This is a genomic window from Pseudomonas sp. ok266, assembly GCF_900110195.1.
GTDB lineage: Bacteria > Pseudomonadota > Gammaproteobacteria > Pseudomonadales > Pseudomonadaceae > Aquipseudomonas > Aquipseudomonas neuropathica.
On the sequence record NZ_FOCU01000007.1, the window covers coordinates 1 to 22,002 of the forward strand.

Here is a 22,002-nt window from a genome sequence, read left to right on the forward strand (position 1 = left end):
CTGATCCCATCCCGAACTCAGCAGTGAAACGATGCATCGCCGATGGTAGTGTGGGGTTTCCCCATGTGAGAGTAGGTCATCGTCAAGATTAAATTCCGAAACCCCAATTGCGAAAGCAGTTGGGGTTTTGTTTTGCCCGCAGGAAAGTTTTCACAAGACAACGCTGTCCCAGCCGTCGCAAGAAATGGCCATTGGGGAAATTCCTTCTGAAATGACCGGGCAGTTTTTGGTATGGTGCAGCTCGTTTTTTTAACGGACTGATGTCATGCCCACGGATCGGTACTCATTTATGTCGAAGAGTTGCTGTAGAAATGCCTGAACCGATCCCGATCAAAGATCACGAAAAAGAGACGCGCCTGGTCAACAAACGTTTGATCGCCTGCGCCTTGTTCGTTTTCGCCATCAGCTGCGCCCTTGTCGTGCGCCTGTACATCCTCCAGGTGGTGGAGTTCGACTACCACTCCACGATCTCCGAAAACAACCGCGTCCACGTATTGCCGATCCCGCCGACACGCGGCTTGATCTACGACCGCAACGGCGTCTTGCTCGCCGATAACCGCCCCAGTTTCAACCTGACTATCACCCGCGAGCGCGCCACCGACGTCAATCAAGAACTGGACGAGGTCATCAACCTCCTGCACTTGCCTGCAGAAGATCGTACAGTCTTCGATAAAGCCATGAAGCAGTCCCGTCACCCGTTTACGCCGGTCACGCTGTTCTATGAGCTGACGGAAGAGCAAATTGCTGTATTGGCCGTCAATGAGTTCCGCCTCCCGGGCCTCGATGTCGAACCCCAGTTCGTCCGGCATTACCCGCTCGGCGCGCATTTCGCCCACTCGATCGGCTACGTCGGGCGGATCAATGAAAAAGAGTCGAAGAGCCTCGACTCGGTCGAATATCGCGGTACGCAATCCATCGGCAAAACCGGCATCGAACGCTTCTACGAGGCGCAACTACACGGCCACGTCGGTTACGAAGAAGTGGAGACCAACGCTCAAGGTCGCGTACTGCGTGTGCTCAAACATACCGACCCGGTCCCGGGCCAGAACATCGTCCTGAGCCTCGACATCAAACTGCAGGAAGCCGCCGAAGCCGCGCTGGGTGATCGTCGTGGTTCAGTGGTAGCGCTCGATCCGTCGACGGGCGAGGTATTGGCCATGGTCAGCAATCCGAGCTTCGATCCGAATCTGTTCGTCACCGGTATCAGCTCCAAGGAATACTCGGCACTGCGAGATTCGATCGACAGGCCGCTGTTCAACCGTGTGCTGCGCGGGCTCTACGCACCGGGCTCGACGATCAAGCCAGAAGTGGCAATCGCCGGCCTCGACGCCGGCGTCGTGACACCGCAGACGCGCGTCTTCGACCCCGGTTATTACCAACTCCCGGACTTCGATCACAAGTACCGCAACTGGAACCACAGTGGCGACGGCTGGGTGGACATGGACGCGGCGATCATGCGTTCCAATGACACCTATTTCTACGACCTTGCGCATAAGCTCGGCATCGATCGCCTGCACGATTACATGGCAATGTTCGGCTTGGGTGAGAAGGTCTCGCTGGACATGTTTGAAGAGTCGCCCGGCCTGATGCCATCGCAAGCGTGGAAGCGCGCGACCCGCCGTCAAGCCTGGTTCCCGGGCGAAACGGTCATCCTTGGCATCGGCCAGGGCTATATGCAGGTCACACCGCTGCAACTGGCTCAGGCCACGGCATTGATCGCCAACAAAGGTGTCTGGAACCGGCCGCACCTGGCCAAGACCGTCGACGGTGTCGCTCCTGTCGACGAACATCCGATGCCGAACATCCTGCTCAAGGATCCGCGAGACTGGGAGCAGGTCAATCACGGCATGCAGATGGTCATGCACGATGCGCGAGGCATTGCTCGTGCGGCCGCGGCCGGTGCGCAATATCGCATCGCTGGCAAGAGTGGTACCGCGCAAGTGGTGGCGATCAAGCAGGGCGAGCGCTACAACCGCGAGAAAACCCTGGAGCGCCACCGCGATAACGCCTTGTTCGTTGGCTTTGCGCCGGCCGAGCATCCGAAGATTGCGATTTCGGTGATGATCGAGAACGGCGAGGCCGGTGGTCGTGTTGCCGGCCCTGTGGTGCGGCAGATCATGGACGCCTGGCTGCTTGATCAGGACGGTCATCTCAAGCCGCAATACGCCGCGCCGACGAAAGCGCCGGGTGACCCGCACGTTTAACCTTCAACAGTTCACAATAGCGGCTCATGCGAGCTGAGCCGTTACTGTGATCTGTCTTGCAAAGCCTATTTGCAGCGGTAACCCTCGGGCATCGTGACGGTGTAGTTGCGCTGCACGCGATCCTCGAAGTTCAGGTTCTGCAAGCCCTGTTCTACCAGAAAGGCTTCAACCTTGGTGGATTGGCAGTCTTCGTTATAGGACGACGCGCGAAGCAGGTAGACCGGGCGCTTGCTGACTTCGTCGCGGGCAGTGGCAACGAAGGTGCTGAGCGTGGTGTAACCGGTGCGCTCCGAGGTCCCTACCGGTCCATAGGTGGTGTTCGGTTTACTTGTACAGGTCAGTCGGTCGTCTTTTTTCTTGCTGGTCTTGCACACGGTAGAGGTGCTGGTCGGCACTTGCCCATAGTCGGTGGCGGTATAGCGGTAAGTCACCTGTCGACTGCCAATATCGAGGCTGACAGTCATTTTTATCGGCGCGTGGTTCTTTGGCAGACTGGCGTCGGTATAGACCTCATGGAAACCCCTGTCTTTCAGCGCGTTAACCATGTCGCGAAGATAATAGCGGGCATTAAGAGCGTTTTCGTCGCTGCCACTCGCAGACGTCACCAGCACAGTCGCCTTTCGGTCAAAATGATAGTCCGGATCGGGTGTGGCATTTAGCGCGACGTCCATTTGCGTGGCGCAGCCGCTGATCAACGCTGTCAGTAAAAACAGCGCGCAAAGTAAAAACCGGGTCATGAGAAAGCCGCCTTACAAACTAAGGATTGAATAAGAGTTAAACGGTGTGGACTGGCGACAATTAACTTGCACGCCTGCGCAAGGCTCAGTCTTTCTGGTATTCCAGCAAATCGCCTGGCTGGCAATCGAGTGCTGCGCAGAGCTTGTCCAGAGTGGCCATCTTCACGCCCTTGACCTTGCCATTCTTCAGTAATGACAGATTGGCCTCGGTGATGCCCAGCAGGCTGGCCAACTCTTTCGAGCGAATTTTTTGCGTGGCCATGACAACGTCAAGGCGGACGATAATGGTCATTGTATTGTTCTATATGTATTGGCTTTGCTCATCGCTGAGTACTTTTGCATCGCGCATGATAATTGAAAACAAACAGAGCAATACGCCTTTGACAATCTCGTAGGCAGAAGTGGAAGACAGGCCGATCGAGAACTGAAAAATACGATCCCCTGGCGGCAGATCAATAGACAGGGCCAAACCTTGCAAGGTCTCTATCAGGGGGTAGGCGGCCGGAGAAATGATGCACAGAATCCCCACTCGCCATAACACCTTGATGTTGCGCTCGGTCCAGGTTTCGCCGCGGGACAAGCGCAGGAAAAACAACCCTGTCAGCCAGAGCACGTAGGTCGAAAGCAGGACGGGCAGGAAATCCAAAACGACGAGCAGCGCAGTGACCAGTGGCGAGAGCCATGTATCGGGGGCAAGCAGGGCACCTTCGACAAACGGGTCAAGTAATTGCGGCGAGTTTTCGGCGAAGGCGTAGAGCAGAGCCGCGAGCATTTCATCCGTTTGGAAGAACCAGATCGAAGCGTTGCCACCGACCTCGGTCACCGCTAAGACCCAGACAAGAATCGCTGCCAGTAATCCCACCCAATGCATGCGCTGCAGTGCCAATCCGTTGTTACGAGTACTCATGAAAAATCCTTGCGGTGTCATTGGGAATGACTAATTCTCGATGTTAAATTATCGAATGGCAATAATAAATTGTTCTTGTTTTGTGAAGGGCGTTGTTGGCATCGGACGCAGTGGTCATAGAGTGAACCTCAGTTCAATCGATTTGCGGGGATTTCTATGTCGATAGATTTTCGAGTTCGAAGCAAGTCGAGAGCAGGGGAGGGCCGCGACCTACGCGGTGGCCGCTGATATCGATGACGGGTTCTGCGAATGATTGGAGCGGGGGGCATGCGCCACAAGCATGCTTCAGTCCCCGCTCTAACCGGTCTTACTTGATCTCGGTAATGAAGTTTTCCCGCGAGCGCCGAACCTTTTTCAAGTTGACCAACCACTCTCCCTCAGTGGCTCTATGCCCTAGCGGCAGAATCACTACACTGCACAAGTTGCGGGCCGTGAGTCCGAGGATTTCATCGATGGCTGCCGGGTCGAAACCTTAGGTCTGATCAGTGTGCTCGTCATCAAATTCCGTAAAGGTGAAAGATGTTCTCCGCCCCCACATTTGAAATGCATTCCAATGTGGGAGCGAGCCTGCTCGCGAAGGATCCTCAAAGCCGCCGCAAAAAAATCAGGCCCCAGGCACCGGGCAGCTCATGTCACCTTCTTCACACTTCAAATACTGTTTCAGCGACTCAACCCGCAGCTTGGTCACCCCCGTCAGACAACTGCTGTAAACCCACGGATAAACGCTCCCGCCAGTAACTCCCGACGATGAAAACTTGCACTCGGCATCCCGAAACCCGAGCCACGCCCGCTGCGCGCTGACCAACAGCTTCTTGCCATCCGGGTTGTCCTTCAATCGCCCGATGATCTGTTGATACACGGTGTTCAACTCTTTGTCCGCCGCTTTGAAATCCTGCCCGGCGCACTGATTCATCGTCGCCTGATCGCTGGCATTGGCGCAGTCGACGGCGGCGTGGGCGAGGGGAGTGAACAGAAAGGGGGTGAGGGCCAGAAGCAGGCGTGGGGACATGGTCAAGTCTCGCTGTATCGAAGATAAGTGCCGAGCAGTGTAGCGGCTGCTTCGCACTTATTCAGGCAGGCGCATTCGGGAGGCGTCGAGCAAACGGTCGGCGATGGCCGCAATCTCTTCACCATCGTGCAGCCTTTCCAGCCAATGTGCAGGAATGCCCCGCACGCCGTAATAGGCGCCGGCCAACTGACCGGTGATCGCGGCGGTGGTATCGGCGTCATCACCCAGGTTGGCCGCTCGCAAAATGGCCGCTTCGAAGCTGTCCGTCTGGTGAAAGCACCACAGCGCCGCTTCCAGGGACTGCACGCTGTAGCCATTGCCTTTGATGTCCGTCTCGGACTGAACGAGGTATTCGCCACGCGCAATGGCGGCGACCTTGGATTGCGAGAAGCTGGCGGAAGGCAACTGACGCAGTTCTGCTTTGCTTGCGCCTTCAAGCGCTCTGGCAATCAACCCGGCCAACAATTGGCAGCATTCGATGGCTTCAGGTGCTGCGTGGGTGGTTCGCGAACTGTCGGCGGCAAAGCTCTGGATTTTCCGGGCATCGGGAAAGTAGAACAGCACCACCGGCACCAGACGCATCAGCGAACCGTTGCCGGCGCTGTACGGATCGGTCGAGCCGGCGAAGGGATCAGCGGTTTGTTGATACTGCGCGAGCGCCTGGCTGACGGTCATGCCGACATCGAAACATTCACCGGTCGAACTGAGGTAACCCCATTGCCACCAGTTGAGGTAGCGGCCCATCTGGTCGGCAGCGTTGAATCCATTCTTGTTCAGCAGGCTTTCTGCCAGACAGAGGGCCATGGAAGTGTCATCGGTCCACTGTCCTGGCTTGAGGTGGAACGGGCCACCGCCGACCATATCGGTCAATTGTGGGAATGATCCCCGTGGTTTGAACTCAACCGTAGTACCGACAGCGTCGCCGCACGCAAGACCGAGCAGGGCTCCGCGGTAACGTTCAGCGAGGGATGGCGGCATGATTCGTCCTTGTAGATTCAAATTCGCTGGAGAAGGTAACAGTTTCGTTGGGCAGAGGGTGCCTGGATCCATCACAGCAACGGTCAAAAAGTGCAGCTTGATGTGTCCTTGCCGATGAATGACTGCACCGCCTTGATACAACTTCACATTGGACATGTGGTCATACAGGCCTAGTGTTCAAAACAGGAGGTGACGTATGAAACCAGTACCCAATAGTTTCGAACGCAAAATCACGCTCAAGGCGCCGCGTTCGCATGTCTGGCGTGCATTGGTCGATGCCGAGGCGTTTGGCCAGTGGTTTGGGGTGGCGCTGGAGGGCAGGCGTTTTATTGCCGGTGAATGGACGCAAGGGCAGGTCACGTATCCGGGTTATGAACACGTGTTGTGGAACGTGCTGATCGAGCGGGTCGAGCCGCAGCAGTTGTTTTCGTTTCGCTGGCATCCGTATGCGGTCAATCCGAAGATCGACTACTCCCAGGAGCCGACTACGCTGGTCAGGTTCGAGCTGGAAGACTTCGAGAGCGGTACGTTGCTGAAAGTGTCCGAATCCGGCTTCGCGCACATTCCTGACATTCGCCAGAAAGAGGCGTATTACATGGACAGCCGTGGCTGGGAGGAGCAGTTGAGCCGGCTCGAACAGTTTCTTGCCGAGAGCGCCAAGGCCCGCGAGCGTGACGGTGGCTGAGACCTTCGAATCTTGCCTGAACGACAGCGACAGCCGGCCATGTGCACGGTGGTGCTGGAAACAGGCCCCAGGACAGCTGAACGTCGCGTAGATCGTGGCTTCCATGCTTGCTGCCTGACACGGCTAGGGGTTTTCGGAAGGGTTGCTATGGCGAATGTCCTACACGCGCTGGTAGCTTTTACGACTATTGGCGATTGGATCCACCGCGTAATCTACACACATCAACTGAGACACAGGGAGTGTTTCAGGATCAAGGATGATCGACCATTTGCAAGGATCGCTGCCGACAGGGAGTCGATAATGGTCTTGGGAAAAACCCGCTTCGGCGGGTTTTTTTTCGCCTGTATGTAGGAACTGCCGCAGGCTGCGATCTTTTGACTTTGGCTTTTAAAAGCAAGATCAAAAGATCGCAGCCTGCGGCAGCTCCTACTTTGGTTTGTGCGTTACGAGGCGATCAATTGGCGCAGGACGTAATGCAGGATCCCGCCCGATTTGAAGTACTCCACCTCATTCAACGTATCGATCCGGCACAACACCTCGATCTTCTCCTGGCGCCCGTCCTCACGGGTGATCAGCAGCGGCAGATTCATCCGCGGTGTCAGCTCGACGCCGGTCAGACCCTGGATTTCAAAGGTTTCCTTGCCGGTGAGATTGAGGCTCTTGCGGTTCTGATCAAGCTTGAACTGCAGCGGCAACACGCCCATGCCCACCAGATTGGAACGGTGAATTCGCTCGAAGCTTTCCGCGATCACCGCTTTGACCCCCAGCAGATTGGTGCCTTTGGCCGCCCAGTCACGGCTGGACCCGGTGCCATATTCTTGCCCGGCAACCACCACCAGCGGCGTTCCCGAAGCCTGATACTTCATCGCCGCGTCGTAGATCGCCAGTTTTTCGCCGGTCGGAATGTAGATCGTGTTGCCACCTTCTTCACCGCCGAGCATTTCGTTGCGAATACGGATGTTGGCGAAGGTGCCGCGCATCATCACTTCATGGTTGCCGCGCCGTGAACCGTAAGAATTGAAGTCCCGCGGCTCCACGCCTTTTTCGCGCAAATAACGCCCGGCCGGGCTGTCGGCCTTGATGTTGCCGGCGGGGGAGATATGGTCGGTGGTCACCGAATCACCCAGCAGGGCCAGCACCCGTGCACCTTTGACATCCTTGATTTCAGGCAACGGGCCGGAAATGTCGTCGAAAAATGGCGGATGCTGGATGTAAGTCGAATCGTCCTGCCACACATACGTCGCCGCTTGCGGCACTTCGATGGCTTGCCACTGTTCATCACCGGCGAACACTGCGGCGTATTCCTTGTGGAACATTGCCGTACTGACCTGATTGACCGCGTCGGCGATCTCTTTACTGGTCGGCCAGATATCGCGCAGGTACACCGGATTGCCTTGCTGATCTTCGCCCAGCGGTTCGCTGCTGATGTCGCTGCGCACGCTGCCGGCCAAGGCGTAGGCGACCACCAGCGGCGGTGAGGCCAGCCAGTTGGTTTTCACCAATGGATGCACGCGGCCTTCGAAGTTGCGGTTGCCGGAGAGCACCGAAGCGACGGTGAGGTCAGCTTTCTGGATGGCTTTCTCGATCGGCTCCGGCAGTGGCCCAGAGTTGCCGATGCAAGTGGTGCAGCCATAGCCGACCAGGGAAAAGCCGAGCTGATCGAGGTATTGCGTCAACCCCGCAGCCTTGTAGTAGTCGGTGACCACTTTCGAACCCGGTGCCAGCGAACTCTTCACCCAAGGTTTGCGGCTCAGGCCTTTCTCCACCGCTTTTTTCGCCAGCAGGCCGGCGGCCATCATCACGCTCGGGTTCGAGGTGTTGGTGCAGGACGTGATCGCGGCGATGACCACGGCGCCGTTTTTCAGGCGATAAGTGTGGCCTTCATATTCATATTCGGTTTCGCCGACCAGATCGGCATTGCCCACCGCGACACCGCCACCGCCTTCACTTTCCAGACGTCCTTCTTCTTTACTGGTGGGTTTGAATTGCAGATCCATGAAGTCGCTGAACGCTTGTGCGACATTCGGCAGCGAAACGCGATCCTGCGGGCGTTTTGGCCCTGCGAGGCTTGCTTCGACGCTGCCCATGTCCAACGCCAGGCTGTCGGTGAACACCGGCTCTTGACCGGGCAGACGCCACAGGCCTTGAGCCTTGGTGTACGCCTCGACCAGTTTCACCACTTCCGGTGGCCGCCCGGACAGGCGCAGGTATTCCAGCGTTACGTCGTCAACGGGGAAGAAACCGCACGTCGCGCCATATTCCGGGGCCATGTTGGCGATGGTCGCGCGGTCGGCCAGCGGCAGGTCGGCGAGGCCGTCACCGTAGAACTCGACGAATTTGCCGACCACGCCTTTCTTGCGCAGCATTTGCGTGACGGTCAGCACCAGGTCGGTGGCCGTGATGCCTTCCTTGAGCTTGCCGGTCAGTTTGAAACCGATCACTTCCGGAATCAGCATCGACACCGGTTGCCCGAGCATCGCCGCTTCGGCTTCGATCCCGCCGACGCCCCAGCCGAGTACGCCGAGACCATTGATCATGGTGGTGTGCGAGTCGGTGCCGACCAGCGTGTCGGGGAACGCGTAGGTGCGGCCGTCCTCATCCTTGGTCCACACGGTGCGGCCGAGGTATTCGAGGTTGACCTGGTGACAGATACCGGTACCCGGCGGCACCACGCTGAAATTGTCGAAAGCGCTCTGGCCCCAACGCAGGAAGGCGTAACGTTCGCCATTGCGCTGCATTTCGATGTCAACGTTCTGCTCGAACGCGCTGGCGGTGGCGAACTTGTCGACCATCACCGAGTGGTCGATCACCAGATCCACCGGCGACAATGGATTGATTCGCTGCGGATCGCCACCGGCCTTGGCCATCGCCGCACGCATGGCGGCAAGGTCGACCACGGCGGGCACGCCGGTAAAGTCCTGCATCAACACCCGGGCAGGGCGGTATTGAATCTCGCGGTCGGAGCGGCGCTCCTTGAGCCAGGCGGCAATCGCCTTGAGGTCGGCGCCGGTGACCGTTTTTTCATCTTCCCAGCGCAGCAGGTTTTCCAGCAGGACTTTCAGCGACATGGGCAGCTTGTCGAGGTCGCCCAGGCTTTTGGCGGCATCCGGCAAACTGAAATAGTGGTAGATCTTGTCATCGATTTGCAGGGTTTTGAGCGTTTTCAGACTATCGAGGGACGGCATTACGATCACTCCTTTGAATCCGCACGGCTACGGATTGAGGGGACGAATAGAGCTTTAAACCTAGCCCTGTTTTAGGTAGCTGGCTAATAACTGGACTCTATGAGCGGAACCAAGGTTCCGACATCGGCTATCATGCGCCGGTTTTCGTGACAGGCTTTGCTTCAACGCAAGGCCTGAGCATCGCGCGGCGGCCGAATGATCGCCCGCTGCCCAGGAGTAAGAATGAACACCCTATTCATGCATTGCCGGCCAGGCTTCGAAGGCGAAGTCTGTTCGGAGATTTCCGACCTCGCCGCGCAACTCAACGTGGCCGGCTACGCCAAGGCCAAAGCGGCTACCGCCTGCGCCGAGTTTGTCTGCACCGAAGAAGACGGCGCCGAGCGCCTGATGCGCGGTCAGCGTTTCGCTGAATTGATCTTCCCGCGCCAGTGGGCGCGCGGGGTTTTCATCGATTTGCCGGAAACCGACCGCATCAGCGTGATCCTCGCGCACATGGCCGGATTCCCGGTGTGCGGCAGCCTGTGGCTGGAAGTCGTCGACACCAACGACGGCAAGGAACTGTCGAATTTCTGCAAGAAATTCGAAGGCCCGCTGCGCAAGGCCCTGACCGGCGCCGGCAAACTGGTGGATGACGCCAGCAAACCGCGTCTGCTGCTGACCTTCAAGAGCGGTCGTGAAGTGTTTCTCGGCATGGCCGATGCCGGCAATTCGGCGATGTGGCCGATGGGCATTCCGCGGCTGAAGTTCCCGCGTGAAGCACCGAGCCGTTCGACGCTGAAGCTGGAAGAGGCATGGCACCACTTTATCCCGCGTGATCAGTGGGAGGATCGTCTGCACAGCGACATGACCGGCGTTGACCTCGGCGCCGCGCCGGGCGGCTGGACCTGGCAACTGGTCAATCGCGGCATGCTGGTGACCGCGATCGACAACGGCCCAATGGCTGAAAGTCTGATGGATACCGGACTGGTTCAGCATTTGATGGCAGACGGTTTCACCTTCAAGCCCAAGCAACCGGTGGACTGGATGGTCTGCGACATCGTCGAGAAACCGGCGCGCAATGCCGCCATGCTGGAAGAGTGGATCGGCGAAGGGCATTGCCGCGAGGCGGTGGTCAACCTGAAGTTGCCGATGAAGCAGCGTTACGCCGAAGTGAAGCGCTTGCTCGAACGCATTGCCGATGGTTTCAAGGCACGCGGGATCAAGGTCGATATCGGCTGCAAACAGCTGTATCACGACCGCGAAGAAGTGACCTGCCATTTGCGCCGTCACGACACCAAGAAAGCCAAATCCCGCTGACACAACACATAACCCTGTAGGAGTGAGCCTGCTCGCGAAAGCGCTGGGTCATTCAGCATTGATGTTGGCTGACACTACGCCATCGCGAGCAGGCTCACTCCTACAGGGGTGTGGCGTAACGCCACAGATGACCGAATACCCGGCAATGCGCGACAATGCCGGCCAGTTTCAGGAGTGAATCATGAGTGAAATGATCGATACCCCGGTCGACGGCACCCTCGACGCCACCGGCCTCAATTGCCCGGAGCCGGTGATGATGCTGCATCAACACATTCGTGATCTGGCGCCCGGCGGCCTGCTCAAAGTGATCGCCACCGACCCGTCGACCAAACGCGATATCCCCAAGTTCTGCGTGTTTCTCGACCATGAACTGGTGAGCCAGCACGAAGAGGCCGGTACTTATCTGTACTGGATCCGCAAAAAGTCCTGATCAAAGGCAAAAAAAAGACCTGCATCTGCAGGTCTTTTTTTATGGGCGATCAACCCGCCGAGCGACTGATCCGAATACGCTTGCGCGCACTGCGCGTCAGGCGAATCGACAGCATCAACGCCGCACAGCTCAAGCCCACGATCAAACCCTGCCACAAACCACTCGGGCCGCGTGGCTCGCCGAGCCAGTCGGTCAGACCAAGGGCGTAACCCACCGGCAAACCAATGCCCCAGTAGGCGAACAGGGTCAGGATCATGGTCACGCGCGTGTCCTGATAGCCACGCAGCGCGCCGGCGGCGGTGACCTGGATCGCGTCGGAAAACTGGAACAGCGCCGAATACACAATCAGCATCGCCGCGATGTGAATCACCGTCGGGTCAGCGGTGTAGATTGCCGCAATCGGCTCGCGCAGCAACAGCATCATGCTCGCCGACAGGCAGGCGTAAGCCAGCGCGGTGCCCATGCCGACACCAGCGGCAAAACGCGCTTCGCGTGGCTCTTCGCGGCCCAGTGCCTGACCGACGCGCACGGTCACCGCCATGCCAAGCGAATACGGAATCATGAACACCAGCGAACTGACATTGAGGGCAATCTGGTGCCCGGCCACCACGGTGGCGCCAAGACTGCCGATCAGCAGGGCGATCACGGCAAAAATGCTCGACTCGGCAAACACGGCGATACCGATTGGCAGACCAATCGCCAGCAGACGCTTGATCACTGTCCATTGTGGCCAGTCGAAACGGCTGAAGATTTCGCTCGAACGATAGGCCGGTGCCCAGCGCTCATAACCGGCCAGCCCCAGCGCCATCACCCACATCACGATGGCCGTGGCCCAACCGCAACCGACGCCGCCCATCGCCGGCACACCGAAATGGCCATAGATGAAGATGTAGTTCAGCGGAATGTTCAGCGCCAGACCGCACAGGCCCAGCACCATGGCAGGACGCGTACGGCCGATGCCGTCACTGGTGCAGCGCAGTACGTGATAGAAAGCCACCGCCGGCAGACCACTGGCGATGCCGTGCAGGTATTGCATGCACGGGCCGATCAACTCGGGATCGACCTTCATCAGGTGCAGCACCGGCTCGGCGGCTACCAGCATGGCGGTGGCGATCAGTCCGACCACCAGCGCCAGCCACAACGCCTGACGGACGATAGGGCCGATTTCGCTGTGGGTACCGGCGCCGAAGCGCTGAGCGACTTTCGGCGTGGTTGCCAGCAGAGTGCCGGTCATCAGCAGAAACACCGGCACCCAGATCGAGTTGCCCAGCGCCACCGCTGCCAGATCCTTTGGCCCGACGCGGCCAGCCATCACCGCGTCGACGAAGCCCATGGCCGTAGTCGCCAGTTGCGCGATGATGATCGGCAATGCCAGGGCGAGCAGGTTCTTGAACTCCAGGCGAATCCGCGCGGGGCGAGTGAGGGAGACGGCGACAGGTTGATCAATTACAGAATTCACGGGAAAAACGTCCACAGGTGTTGATGCGCAAGGCGCCGCATTCTACGCCGCTGACGCCTTGGTCAGGAAAAATCCTCTGTTGCGGATTTGTAAGCGCAAAGCCCGCTGGCCCGGCGACCGATCTGCACCTAAACTGCCGATCCGCCTAAGGAGCCCGCCATGCTGATTGTTGCCGACGAAAATATCCCGCTGCTCGATGCCTTTTTTGCCGGTTTCGGCGAGATCCGCCGGGTACCGGGCCGTTCCATCGACCGTGCGACGGTCGCGCAGGCCGACGTGTTACTCGTGCGCTCGGTGACCAACGTCAACCGCACGTTGCTTGAGGGCAGCAAGGTGCGCTTTGTCGGCACCTGCACGATCGGCACCGATCATCTGGATCTCGACTACTTCAATGAGGCCGGCATCACCTGGTCGAGTGCACCCGGCTGCAATGCCCGAGGCGTGGTCGATTATGTGCTGGGCAGTCTGATGACCCTCGCCGAAATCGAAGGTGTCGATCTCACTCAGCGGACTTATGGTGTCGTCGGCGCCGGTGAGGTGGGAGGGCGTCTGATCAAGGTTCTGAAAGGGTTGGGCTGGAACGTCAAAGTCTGCGATCCGCCGCGTCAGTCTGCCGAGGGCGGCGATTACGTGAGCCTTGAGCAAATCATCGAGCAGTGTGACGTAATCAGTCTGCACACACCGCTGACACGCAGCGGCGTTGGTGCGACCTGGCATCTGTTCGATCAGCAGCGTCTGCAGCAGCTCAAGCCCGGTGCATGGCTGATCAACGCGGCGCGTGGTCCGGTGGTGGATAACGCCGCGCTGCGCGAAGTGCTGCTGGAGCGTGAAGACCTGCAAGCCGTTCTCGATGTCTGGGAGGCCGAGCCTGAGGTTGATGTTGCATTGGCCGAGCTTTGCGTACTCGCCACTCCGCACATTGCCGGTTACAGCCTTGATGGCAAACAGCGCGGAACGGCGCAGATCTATCAGGCTTACTGCCAATTCATCGGCCAGCCAGCAAGCATTCAACTCAGTGAGCTGCTACCGGCGCCGTGGTTGTCGCAAGTGACCTTGCATGGCGACAGCGAGCCGGCCTGGGCGCTGGCGATGTTGTGCCGGGGCGTGTACGACCCGCGCCGTGATGATGCGGATTTTCGCCGCAGCCTCGTAGGTAATGTCGGCGAGCAGCGGGCGGCGTTCGATGTGTTGCGTAAACAGTATCCGGTGCGGCGCGAGATTGAAGGGCTGAAGGTGCGGATTGAAGGGGATTCGCCGGTGTTGGCGAAAATAGTCGCGGCGCTGGGGGCGGTGACGGTCTAGAAACCGGGTCGGCCCTTTCGCGAGCAGGCTCGCTCCCACATGGATCTCGCACTCACTGACGATCTCCTGTGGGAGCGAGCCTGCTCGCGAAGGTCGCGCCAAAAGTCCCCGGATCTGCAGGCAGAAAAAACCCGGCCAAAGGGGCCGGGTCAGGAAGACGGTGGCTATATCACTTTTGTTTGGCAGGCTTGACCAATCGCTTGTCCAGTTCGCGGCACGCGTCCTGGATCATGTCTTCGGTGATCGGTACTTCACGCCCATCCTTATCGATAATCGAGCAACCCAGAGGTTGGCCGGGCTTGGTGCGGATCACTTCAATCTTGTCATCGCTGCTGTGTTGCAAGGACATGGCCTGTCTCCTCATCAGGTTGTTTACCCAGATTAAAACCGCCACGTGACCAGGCTGTGACAGCGCCTTTCGATCCGTCATGAGCGGCCATTCCAGTCCAACAGAAATGACCGTTCGTCTCAACCTTGACGTTAGACCGATAGCAACTATGGCCTAGTCTTTGGGGGCATATTTAACCTGACTCATTGTGATTTACAGAGTTCCACCCCAAAGAAGGTTTACGCTAGCCCTTTCATCAACACGGATGTACACCTGAATGACCCCGAAGCTTTCTTCACGACACCGTCGCGCGCTGCGTCTGACCAGTCGATTTCTGGCCCCTTACCGCTGGCAGGTCATCGCTGCGCTGCTGGCGTTGATCGTTACGGCCGCCGTCACTTTGTCGATGGGGCAGGGGATCAAACTGTTGGTCGACCGGGGCTTCATGACTCAGTCGCCGCACCAGCTCAACCAGAGCATCGGCATCTTCATGTTGATGGTGCTGGGTCTGGCGGTGGGCACGTTTGCCCGGTTCTACTGGGTGTCGTGGATCGGCGAGCGCTGCGTGGCCGACATCCGCCGCGAGGTGTTCAACCATCTGGTCTATCTGCACCCCGGGTTCTACGAGAACAACCGCAGTTCCGAGATCCAGTCGCGGCTGACGGCCGACACGACGCTGTTGCAATCGGTGATCGGCTCGTCGTTGTCGATGTTCCTGCGCAACCTGTTGATGGTTATCGGTGGCGTCATCCTGCTGTTCGTGACCAATGCGAAACTCACCAGCATTGTGGTGATTGCCTTGCCGTTCGTGGTTGCGCCAATCCTGATTTTCGGCCGGCGCGTGCGCAATCTGTCGCGGCTGAGCCAGGACCGGGTCGCCGATATCGGCAGCTATGTGTCGGAAACCCTCGGCCAGATCAAAACCGTGCAGGCCTACAACCACCAGGTCCAGGATGAGCGGCGTTTCGCGACGACGGTCGAGGACGCATTTGACACCGCGCGAAAACGCATCTTTCAGCGTTCGTGGATGATCACCATGGTAATCGTGCTGGTGCTCGGCGCCGTGGCGGTGATGTTGTGGGTCGGAGGCATGGACGTGATCGCCGGGCGCATCACCGGGGGCGAACTGGCGGCGTTTGTCTTTTACAGCCTGATCGTCGGCAGTGCGATTGGCACGTTGAGTGAGGTGATCGGCGAACTGCAGCGCGCGGCGGGGGCCGCCGAACGTATCGCTGAACTGCTGGGTTCGGAAAACATAATCCAGCCGCCCGTCAGCGGGCTGGTGACCTTGCCGGAGCGCGTGCGGGGTGAATTGCAATTGCAGGACGTGCGTTTTTCCTACCCTTCGCGTCCGGAAAGCTACGCCGTCAACGGTTTGAATCTGACCATTCGCGCTGGCGAGACGTTGGCGCTGGTGGGGCCGTCTGGCGCTGGCAAGTCCACCGTGTACGACTTGCTGTTGCGTTTTTATGATCCGCTGGAAGGGCAGATCCTGATTGATGGCGTGCCGTTGACCAGCCTCGATCCGCTGGACCTGCGCCGTCACTTCGCCCTGGTATCACAATCGCCGGCGCTGTTTTTCGGCAGTGTTGAAGAGAATATTCGTTACGGCAATCCTGGGGCGACGCTGGAGCAGGTCAAGGACGCGGCGAAAATTGCTCATGCCCACGACTTCATCGAGAAAATGCCCAACGGTTACCAGACCCATCTCGGCGATGGTGGCCTCGGCCTGTCCGGCGGCCAACGTCAGCGCTTGGCGATCGCCCGGGCGTTGCTGGTCGACGCACCGATCCTGCTGCTGGACGAAGCCACCAGCGCCCTTGATGCGCAGAGCGAACACCTGATTCAGGAAGCCCTGCCGAGCCTGATGCAAAACCGCACCACGCTGGTGATCGCGCATCGACTGGCCACGGTGAAAAACGCTGACCGGATTGCGGTAATGGATCAGGGCAAGCTTGTGGCCATTGGCACCCATCAGGAACTGATTGCCAGCAATCCACTGTATGCGCGGTTGGCGGCTTTGCAGTTCAATGATGGCAAGAGTGCTTCAACGAATCCTGTCACCGATCCTGCCATTCACTAAATAGCCGCTCAGGTTGTGCCCATAAAAAATGCCCGTATCTCGCGATACGGGCATTTTTCTTTAGTCGGCGTCAGTCGGGTGATCACTGATCGTCGAAGTAGCGCTCATGCCAGTCCACCAGCGGCTGCGGCGAGTTGAGCTTCTGGCCGTAGATCACCGAGTACGACAACACGTTCTGCACATACTGACGGGTTTCGTCGAACGGAATGCTTTCCACCCACACGTCGAAGCTCAGGTGATCGGCGCCGCGCAGCCATTGGCGTACGCGACCAGGACCTGCGTTGTAGGCGGCGGAGGCGAGGACGCGGTTGCCGTTGAACTGGCTGTGCACCTGGCTCAGATACGCGGCGCCGAGCTGGATGTTCTTGTCCGGGTCCAGAACTTGCTGCGGCGAGGCCAGCGGAATGCTGAATTTGCGCGCGGTTTCCTTGGCGGTGCCCGGCATCAATTGCATCAGGCCGCTGGCGCCGACGCCGGAGCGGGCGTCGTCCATGAAAGCGCTTTCCTGGCGGGTGATGGCAAACACCCAGCTCGAATGCAGGCCACGTACCTTGGCTTCACGCACGAGCGTTTCGCGGTGGGCCATCGGGAAGCGGATATCCAGATCGTCCCAGTACTGCGCCTGACTGATGGTGCGGATCGCCGGGAAATACCATTTCAAGTCGTAAGCGAGTTTCGCCTGGGCAACCATTTCATCGCGATTGAAATGGCGGCTGACGTGATACCACTCGCGACGACCGTCGACGATTTGCCCACGGGCATGGAATTCCAGCGCGCGACGTACACCCGGCGTGTTGCGCACCTTGTTGATCAGCGCCTGGCTGAGGACCAATGGCTTGTTGTTCAGCGAGTACGGCGATTGCGAGCGGTCGGCGGCGAGGAAACCGTAGAAGTCACGTTCGCGCGCAAGGTTTTTGTACAGGGTCTGCGCTTCCGGGTTTTGCGGCTGGGCCAGTTCCAGGCTGCGTGCCTGCCAGTAGCGCCAGCGGTTGGTGGTGGCCAGATCCTGCGGCAGACGGCGGGTCAGCTGGTAGGCGTCGTCCCAACGGGCCAGACGCAGGAGAAGGCGCAAGCGCCATTCCGAGACGGTGTTGTCGCGCAGCTCCGGGTCGTATTTGGTCATCACGTCCAGCGCGCGGCTGTCGAAACGACGGGCAAGGGTCAGGCCGATTTCCCGGGCAATCGCGACTTTTTCATCGCGGGAGAAATGCATGCTGCTGGCGTAGCCGTCGAGCAACGCCATGGCCTTGTCCGGATCCTGACGGGCCAGTCGGCGCAAGCCGAGGCTGACCACATCGGACATCGGTTCATCGGCCGGGGTGAAGCGCGAAGGCTGATTGAGCAACTCCGGTTTTTGCGCCACATCCACCAGCAAACGACCGCGCGGGGCGAGGGTAGTCAGGCCGTTGACCAGACTGTTGGCCAGTGGATAGTTGCGTGCCTGAGCGGCGAGCTTGGTGCGCTCCCAGCGTTTTTGTTCGGTGAGCTGGCCGTCGGCGGCCCAGATGCCGAACAGCGCGTCACACGCCGCAGGTTGCGATTTACCGGTCAGCCAAAGCTTGTCGGCGTTGGCGTAACCTTCGGCCTTATGGTTGCTGCTGATCTGGTACTGCGCATTCAGGCAGTCCAGTTCAGTGAAGTTGAGTTTCGGGTCGTAATACTTGACGAAGGTCGCCCAGTCGCCACGGTCGGCGAGCCAGCGCAACCAGCGCAGTTTCATCCAGTTGGCCTGGGGCAGGTCACCGTGTTCGGCGAGGAACTTCTCGATTTCCGCGTTGCTCGCGGTTTTCAGCCGCGCGGTCAGTTCGTCGTAGGCCAGATACGGTTCCAGCGGGTAATCGGCCAGCGCCTGGCTGTAACGGAAATACGGGCCGGTATCACCCTTGGCCAGGGCGCGCTTGGCTTCATCGTAATACTGGCGTTGGGTGGACAGGTCCACCGCCTGGGCGGATTGAGCGGCAGCGGCGGTAAGTAGCAAACAGGACAAGACACTGAAAAGGCGACTGCGCATGAGACATCCGGGCAGAGAAATCATGACAAGTGCCGACCTCGGTCAGCACTGAATTGTCTGTAGCTTAGCCTTTTGCCAGCAAGCGGCGAAAGCTTTGCCGGCCTCGGAGCACAAGTTCGCAACAAATGTTGTGCAGAGTGCTTCGACAGACAAATTGCCGGCCTGTTGAAGCCCTAACTCAGGTAGAATGCGCGCCCGGTTTTTGGAGAAGCTCATGACCCTGCTCAAATTCAGCGATGTGTCCCTTGCGTTCGGCGCTATGCCGTTGTTGGACAAGGTGTCCTGGCAGATCGCCCGTGGTGAGCGGGTGTGCATCATCGGCCGCAACGGCACTGGCAAGTCCAGCATGATGAAACTGGTCAAGGGCGACCAGAAGCCCGATGAAGGCTCGGTGTGGCGTGCCCCCGGTCTGAAAATCGGCGAATTGCCGCAAGAATTGCCGGTGGCCGACGATCGGACGGTGTTCGACGTGGTCGCTGAAGGCCTTGATGGCGTGGGCGCGTTGCTCGCCGAATACCATCACCTTGCGCAGAACTGCGTTACTGAAGATGACCTGAACAAGCTGATGCACGTTCAGCAAGACCTCGAAGCCCGTGATGGCTGGCGCTTGCAGACTCTGGTCGAAAGCACTTTGAGCCGTCTGCAACTGCCGGCCGACAAGACCCTCGCCCAGTTGTCCGGAGGCTGGCGTCGTCGCGTGCTGCTGGCGCAGGCGCTGGTGTCCGAGCCCGATCTGCTGCTGCTCGACGAACCGACCAACCACCTGGACATCGGTGCGATTGCCTGGCTCGAAGAAGCCCTGAAAGATTTCCAGGGCGCCGTGCTGTTCATCACGCACGACCGTTCCTTCCTGCAAAACCTTGCCACGCGCATCCTCGAACTGGATCGCGGCGGCCTGATCGACTGGAACGGCGACTACGCCAGTTTCCTTGTGCACAAAGAAGCCGCGCTGGCCGCCGAAGAGACCGCCAACGCGCTGTTCGACAAGAAACTGGCCCAGGAAGAAGTCTGGATCCGCCAGGGTATCAAGGCGCGCCGCACCCGTAACGAAGGCCGCGTCCGCGCCCTGAAAGCGTTGCGCGTGGAGCGTAGCGAGCGTCGTGAGCGCACCGGCAAGGCCAACATTCAGTTGGACACGGCCGACAAGTCCGGCAAGCAGGTGATGGTCCTCGAGAACGTGAGTTTCGCTCACCCGGGCGGCCCGTTCCTGATCAAGGATTTCTCGATGGTGCTCACGCGCGGCGACCGTATCGGTCTGCTCGGCGCCAACGGTACCGGCAAGACCACCCTGCTGAAACTGATGCTCAGCGGTCTGCAACCGACCAGCGGCAAAGTGGAAGAGGGCACGCGGATCGACGTGGCGTACTTCGACCAGTTGCGTCATCAACTGGATCTGGAAAAGACCGTGATCGACAACGTCGCCGAAGGTCGCGACTTCATCGATATCGACGGTCAGAGCCGTCACGTGCTGAGCTACCTAGGCGATTTCCTGTTCAGCCCGCAGCGTGCCCGCACGCCGGTCAAGGCGCTGTCGGGTGGCGAGCGTGCGCGTCTGTTGCTGGCCAAACTGTTCAGCAAACCGGCGAACCTGCTGGTGCTCGACGAACCGACCAACGACCTCGACGTGGAAACCCTCGAGCTGCTCGAAGAAGTGCTGCTGACCTTTAATGGCACTGTGCTGATGGTCAGCCACGACCGGGCATTCCTCGACAACGTGGTCACCAGTACTCTGGTCTTCGAAGGTGAAGGCAAGGTGCGCGAATACGTCGGTGGTTATCAGGACTGGATCCGTCAGGGCGGTTCGCCGCGTCTGCTGGGCGTAACCGAAAGCAAATCCGGCAAGGCTGACTTGAATTCGGCGGTGGTCACTGCCGAACCTGCTGTAGTTGCCGCGCCTGTGGCCGCTGCCCCTGCCGCCAAGAAGAAGCTCAGCTACAAGCTGCAACGCGAGCTGGAAGCGTTGCCGGGCGATATCGACGCCAAGGAACAGCAGATTGCTGCCGTGGAAGCTGAAATGGCTGAAGCCGGTTTCTATCAGCGTCCTGCGGCTGAAACGGCCAAGGTGATTGCTTCGCTGGAGCAGTTGCAGGCTGAGCTGGATGCGTTGCTGGAGCGTTGGGCCGAGCTGGACGCCTGAATGATCCTGATGTGAAAAAGCCCGGCGCTCAGTGATGAACGCCGGGCTTTTCACATGTAAGCGCAGTCCCAATGTGGGAGCGAGCCTGCTCGCGAATGCGGTGTGTCAGGCGGCATTAATGCTGAATGTGCCGACGCCTTCGCGAGCAGGCTCGCTCCCACAATGATCAGTGTTTCAACGTTTGACCAGGTGGACGGCGAGGACGTCGCATGGTGCGCCGTGCAGCACGTCATTGGCGGTAGAGCCGAGCAACAGCGCCAGGCCGTGACGACCATGACTACCGACCACGATCAGATCGCACTGCTGTTCTTTGGCGAAGTGATGGATTTCCTGGCGTGGCTGGCCGTAGGTCAGGTGGCAGTTGGCGCCTTCGAGTTCGGAATACTTGAGTTTCAGACGCTCAAGACGCTCCTTGGCCTGATCGAACTGCTGTTGTTGCAGTTGTGACAGATCCATCGGCACGTCGCCGCCGAATGCCATCGCCATTGGTTCGACGATATGCACCAGCGACAGTTTGGCGCCATTGCTCACCGACAGCTCGCGGGCGCGGTGAATCACTGGGTCGCACTCTTCGGTCAGATCTACGGCGACCAGGATGTGGTGGTAGGGCATGAGGTGCTCCTCGTGAGGTTTCAATATTGTTAAGTATGGCTGGTTTCAAGCGCATTGGTTCCAAAGTGACACAATGCGCTCACCAAGAATGGGAATAGAGATATGACGGTCTGGTTGGTGGTGTCAATCCTGCTGGTGGTTTTGAGTCCGTTGGCGTGGTTGCGCCCATCGCGCGCGCAAAGCGGTCGCATCGCCTTGCGCATGGAGGCGCGGCGCATGGGTCTGGCCATGCAACTGGCGCCTCAGGAGTGGCCGCACTGGCTGGCGCAAGAGCCGCCGAATCCTTGTGCGCAGTATCATCGGCCGCGCCGTGGCAAGTCGCCTGCCTGCTGGACTTACTGGCAAAAATCGCCGGGTGTGTGGGTCAATCAATGGCAGGAAGTCTGCGAAGATCGGGCGCTGCTCAATCATTTCGAAAAGTTGCCAGGCAACGTTTTCAAAGTCGAAGCAGACAAGCAGATGATCGCCTTGTACTGGGGCGAGAAGGGCGAAGCGTCGGTGTTGCAGGACATCGACGTCACTCTGAAAGCACTGGCGTGACGCGCGGACTTTTCCCACTGCAACGGTGGGGAACGTCCGGCAGACGCGCAATAAAAAGCCCGACATGATTCATCGGGCGGGGTTGGCCAGGCAGGCCGG

General features: G+C 59.0%; 18 protein-coding genes and 1 rRNA gene. 9 read left to right on the forward strand and 10 right to left on the reverse strand.

Going from position 1 to position 22,002, the window contains the following annotated elements; all coding sequences use genetic code 11:
* Nucleotides 1-88 (forward strand): 5S ribosomal RNA (gene rrf / locus BMY54_RS14030); the annotation flags it as partial.
* A gap of 223 nt (nt 89-311) precedes the next feature.
* Nucleotides 312-2,204, forward strand: coding sequence for a penicillin-binding protein 2 (gene mrdA, locus BMY54_RS14035; protein ID WP_034156458.1), 1,893 nt, complete (start codon nt 312-314; stop codon nt 2,202-2,204).
* 65 nt (nt 2,205-2,269) lie between these two features.
* Here mrdA and BMY54_RS14040 read toward each other — a convergent pair whose 3' ends face one another.
* The 5 genes from BMY54_RS14040 to BMY54_RS14065 all read right to left on the reverse strand — a co-directional run bounded on the left by BMY54_RS14040 (nt 2,270) and on the right by BMY54_RS14065 (nt 5,835).
* On the reverse strand, nt 2,270-2,941 hold the full coding sequence (locus BMY54_RS14040) for a hypothetical protein (RefSeq protein WP_093433620.1): 672 nt from the start codon (nt 2,939-2,941) through the stop codon (nt 2,270-2,272).
* A gap of 85 nt (nt 2,942-3,026) precedes the next feature.
* Nucleotides 3,027-3,233, reverse strand: coding sequence for a helix-turn-helix domain-containing protein (locus tag BMY54_RS14045; protein ID WP_007910409.1), 207 nt, complete (start codon nt 3,231-3,233; stop codon nt 3,027-3,029).
* Between the two features lie 9 nt (nt 3,234-3,242).
* On the reverse strand, nt 3,243-3,848 hold the full coding sequence (locus tag BMY54_RS14050; RefSeq protein WP_093433623.1) for a hypothetical protein: 606 nt from the start codon (nt 3,846-3,848) through the stop codon (nt 3,243-3,245).
* Nucleotides 3,849-4,452: 604 nt separating this feature from the next.
* Nucleotides 4,453-4,857 (reverse strand): lysozyme inhibitor LprI family protein, encoded by a 405-nt coding sequence (locus BMY54_RS14060; RefSeq protein WP_093433626.1) that lies wholly within the window; start codon nt 4,855-4,857, stop codon nt 4,453-4,455.
* A gap of 57 nt (nt 4,858-4,914) precedes the next feature.
* Nucleotides 4,915-5,835 carry an ADP-ribosylglycohydrolase family protein gene (locus BMY54_RS14065; protein WP_093433629.1) on the reverse strand — a complete coding sequence of 307 codons (921 nt, stop codon included), beginning with the start codon at nt 5,833-5,835 and terminating at the stop codon, nt 4,915-4,917.
* Nucleotides 5,836-6,031: 196 nt separating this feature from the next.
* Here BMY54_RS14065 and BMY54_RS14070 point away from each other — a divergent pair, with 196 nt between their 5' ends.
* A complete protein-coding gene (locus BMY54_RS14070) occupies nt 6,032-6,520 on the forward strand; it encodes an SRPBCC family protein (RefSeq protein ID WP_093433632.1) in 489 nt (162 codons plus the stop codon).
* 443 nt (nt 6,521-6,963) lie between these two features.
* Here the strand turns inward: BMY54_RS14070 and acnA are convergent, their stop codons facing one another.
* Entirely contained in the window at nt 6,964-9,705 is a 2,742-nt protein-coding gene (acnA, locus tag BMY54_RS14080) for an aconitate hydratase AcnA (RefSeq protein ID WP_093433638.1), read from the reverse strand.
* 222 nt (nt 9,706-9,927) lie between these two features.
* Here acnA and rlmM point away from each other — a divergent pair, with 222 nt between their 5' ends.
* Entirely contained in the window at nt 9,928-11,001 is a 1,074-nt protein-coding gene (rlmM, locus tag BMY54_RS14085; RefSeq protein WP_093433641.1) for a 23S rRNA (cytidine(2498)-2'-O)-methyltransferase RlmM, read from the forward strand.
* 181 nt (nt 11,002-11,182) lie between these two features.
* Entirely contained in the window at nt 11,183-11,431 is a 249-nt protein-coding gene (gene tusA / locus BMY54_RS14090) for a sulfurtransferase TusA (protein WP_093433644.1), read from the forward strand.
* 49 nt (nt 11,432-11,480) lie between these two features.
* On the opposite strand, the gene BMY54_RS14095 is transcribed toward tusA, so the two are convergent.
* Nucleotides 11,481-12,890 carry an MATE family efflux transporter gene (locus tag BMY54_RS14095; RefSeq protein WP_093433647.1) on the reverse strand — a complete coding sequence of 470 codons (1,410 nt, stop codon included), beginning with the start codon at nt 12,888-12,890 and terminating at the stop codon, nt 11,481-11,483.
* A 159-nt stretch (nt 12,891-13,049) separates the two neighbouring features.
* Between BMY54_RS14095 and pdxB the strand changes: the two genes are divergently transcribed.
* Nucleotides 13,050-14,192 carry a 4-phosphoerythronate dehydrogenase PdxB gene (gene pdxB / locus BMY54_RS14100; RefSeq protein ID WP_093433649.1) on the forward strand — a complete coding sequence of 381 codons (1,143 nt, stop codon included), beginning with the start codon at nt 13,050-13,052 and terminating at the stop codon, nt 14,190-14,192.
* 169 nt (nt 14,193-14,361) lie between these two features.
* On the opposite strand, the gene BMY54_RS14105 is transcribed toward pdxB, so the two are convergent.
* Entirely contained in the window at nt 14,362-14,541 is a 180-nt protein-coding gene (locus BMY54_RS14105; protein ID WP_093433652.1) for a PA1571 family protein, read from the reverse strand.
* A gap of 256 nt (nt 14,542-14,797) precedes the next feature.
* Here BMY54_RS14105 and BMY54_RS14110 point away from each other — a divergent pair, with 256 nt between their 5' ends.
* Nucleotides 14,798-16,603 (forward strand): ABC transporter transmembrane domain-containing protein, encoded by a 1,806-nt coding sequence (locus BMY54_RS14110; RefSeq protein ID WP_093433655.1) that lies wholly within the window; start codon nt 14,798-14,800, stop codon nt 16,601-16,603.
* An 82-nt stretch (nt 16,604-16,685) separates the two neighbouring features.
* Here the strand turns inward: BMY54_RS14110 and BMY54_RS14115 are convergent, their stop codons facing one another.
* Nucleotides 16,686-18,614: a transglycosylase SLT domain-containing protein gene (locus BMY54_RS14115; RefSeq protein ID WP_093433658.1), complete on the reverse strand. Its 1,929-nt coding sequence runs from the start codon at nt 18,612-18,614 to the stop codon at nt 16,686-16,688.
* Nucleotides 18,615-18,828: 214 nt separating this feature from the next.
* Between BMY54_RS14115 and BMY54_RS14120 the strand changes: the two genes are divergently transcribed.
* Nucleotides 18,829-20,751 carry an ATP-binding cassette domain-containing protein gene (locus BMY54_RS14120; protein ID WP_093433660.1) on the forward strand — a complete coding sequence of 641 codons (1,923 nt, stop codon included), beginning with the start codon at nt 18,829-18,831 and terminating at the stop codon, nt 20,749-20,751.
* A gap of 174 nt (nt 20,752-20,925) precedes the next feature.
* Here the strand turns inward: BMY54_RS14120 and BMY54_RS14125 are convergent, their stop codons facing one another.
* Nucleotides 20,926-21,363 carry a universal stress protein gene (locus tag BMY54_RS14125; RefSeq protein ID WP_093433662.1) on the reverse strand — a complete coding sequence of 146 codons (438 nt, stop codon included), beginning with the start codon at nt 21,361-21,363 and terminating at the stop codon, nt 20,926-20,928.
* 102 nt (nt 21,364-21,465) lie between these two features.
* Between BMY54_RS14125 and BMY54_RS14130 the strand changes: the two genes are divergently transcribed.
* The gene (locus BMY54_RS14130) at nt 21,466-21,903 is read left to right on the forward strand and encodes a hypothetical protein (protein WP_093433664.1); all 438 of its coding nucleotides are present in this window, start codon (nt 21,466-21,468) and stop codon (nt 21,901-21,903) included.
* Nucleotides 21,904-22,002 lie beyond the last annotated feature (99 nt).

Coding starts and splice junctions, on each gene's coding strand:
- mrdA (WP_034156458.1), top strand. CDS start 312: ATGCCTGAACCGATCCCGATCAAAGATCACGAAAAAGAGACGCGCCTG.
- BMY54_RS14040 (WP_093433620.1), bottom strand. CDS start 2,941: ATGACCCGGTTTTTACTTTGCGCGCTGTTTTTACTGACAGCGTTGATC.
- BMY54_RS14045 (WP_007910409.1), bottom strand. CDS start 3,233: ATGACCATTATCGTCCGCCTTGACGTTGTCATGGCCACGCAAAAAATT.
- BMY54_RS14050 (WP_093433623.1), bottom strand. CDS start 3,848: ATGAGTACTCGTAACAACGGATTGGCACTGCAGCGCATGCATTGGGTG.
- BMY54_RS14060 (WP_093433626.1), bottom strand. CDS start 4,857: ATGTCCCCACGCCTGCTTCTGGCCCTCACCCCCTTTCTGTTCACTCCC.
- BMY54_RS14065 (WP_093433629.1), bottom strand. CDS start 5,835: ATGCCGCCATCCCTCGCTGAACGTTACCGCGGAGCCCTGCTCGGTCTT.
- BMY54_RS14070 (WP_093433632.1), top strand. CDS start 6,032: ATGAAACCAGTACCCAATAGTTTCGAACGCAAAATCACGCTCAAGGCG.
- acnA (WP_093433638.1), bottom strand. CDS start 9,705: ATGCCGTCCCTCGATAGTCTGAAAACGCTCAAAACCCTGCAAATCGAT.
- rlmM (WP_093433641.1), top strand. CDS start 9,928: ATGAACACCCTATTCATGCATTGCCGGCCAGGCTTCGAAGGCGAAGTC.
- tusA (WP_093433644.1), top strand. CDS start 11,183: ATGAGTGAAATGATCGATACCCCGGTCGACGGCACCCTCGACGCCACC.
- pdxB (WP_093433649.1), top strand. CDS start 13,050: ATGCTGATTGTTGCCGACGAAAATATCCCGCTGCTCGATGCCTTTTTT.
- BMY54_RS14105 (WP_093433652.1), bottom strand. CDS start 14,541: ATGTCCTTGCAACACAGCAGCGATGACAAGATTGAAGTGATCCGCACC.
- BMY54_RS14110 (WP_093433655.1), top strand. CDS start 14,798: ATGACCCCGAAGCTTTCTTCACGACACCGTCGCGCGCTGCGTCTGACC.
- BMY54_RS14115 (WP_093433658.1), bottom strand. CDS start 18,614: ATGCGCAGTCGCCTTTTCAGTGTCTTGTCCTGTTTGCTACTTACCGCC.
- BMY54_RS14120 (WP_093433660.1), top strand. CDS start 18,829: ATGACCCTGCTCAAATTCAGCGATGTGTCCCTTGCGTTCGGCGCTATG.
- BMY54_RS14125 (WP_093433662.1), bottom strand. CDS start 21,363: ATGCCCTACCACCACATCCTGGTCGCCGTAGATCTGACCGAAGAGTGC.
- BMY54_RS14130 (WP_093433664.1), top strand. CDS start 21,466: ATGACGGTCTGGTTGGTGGTGTCAATCCTGCTGGTGGTTTTGAGTCCG.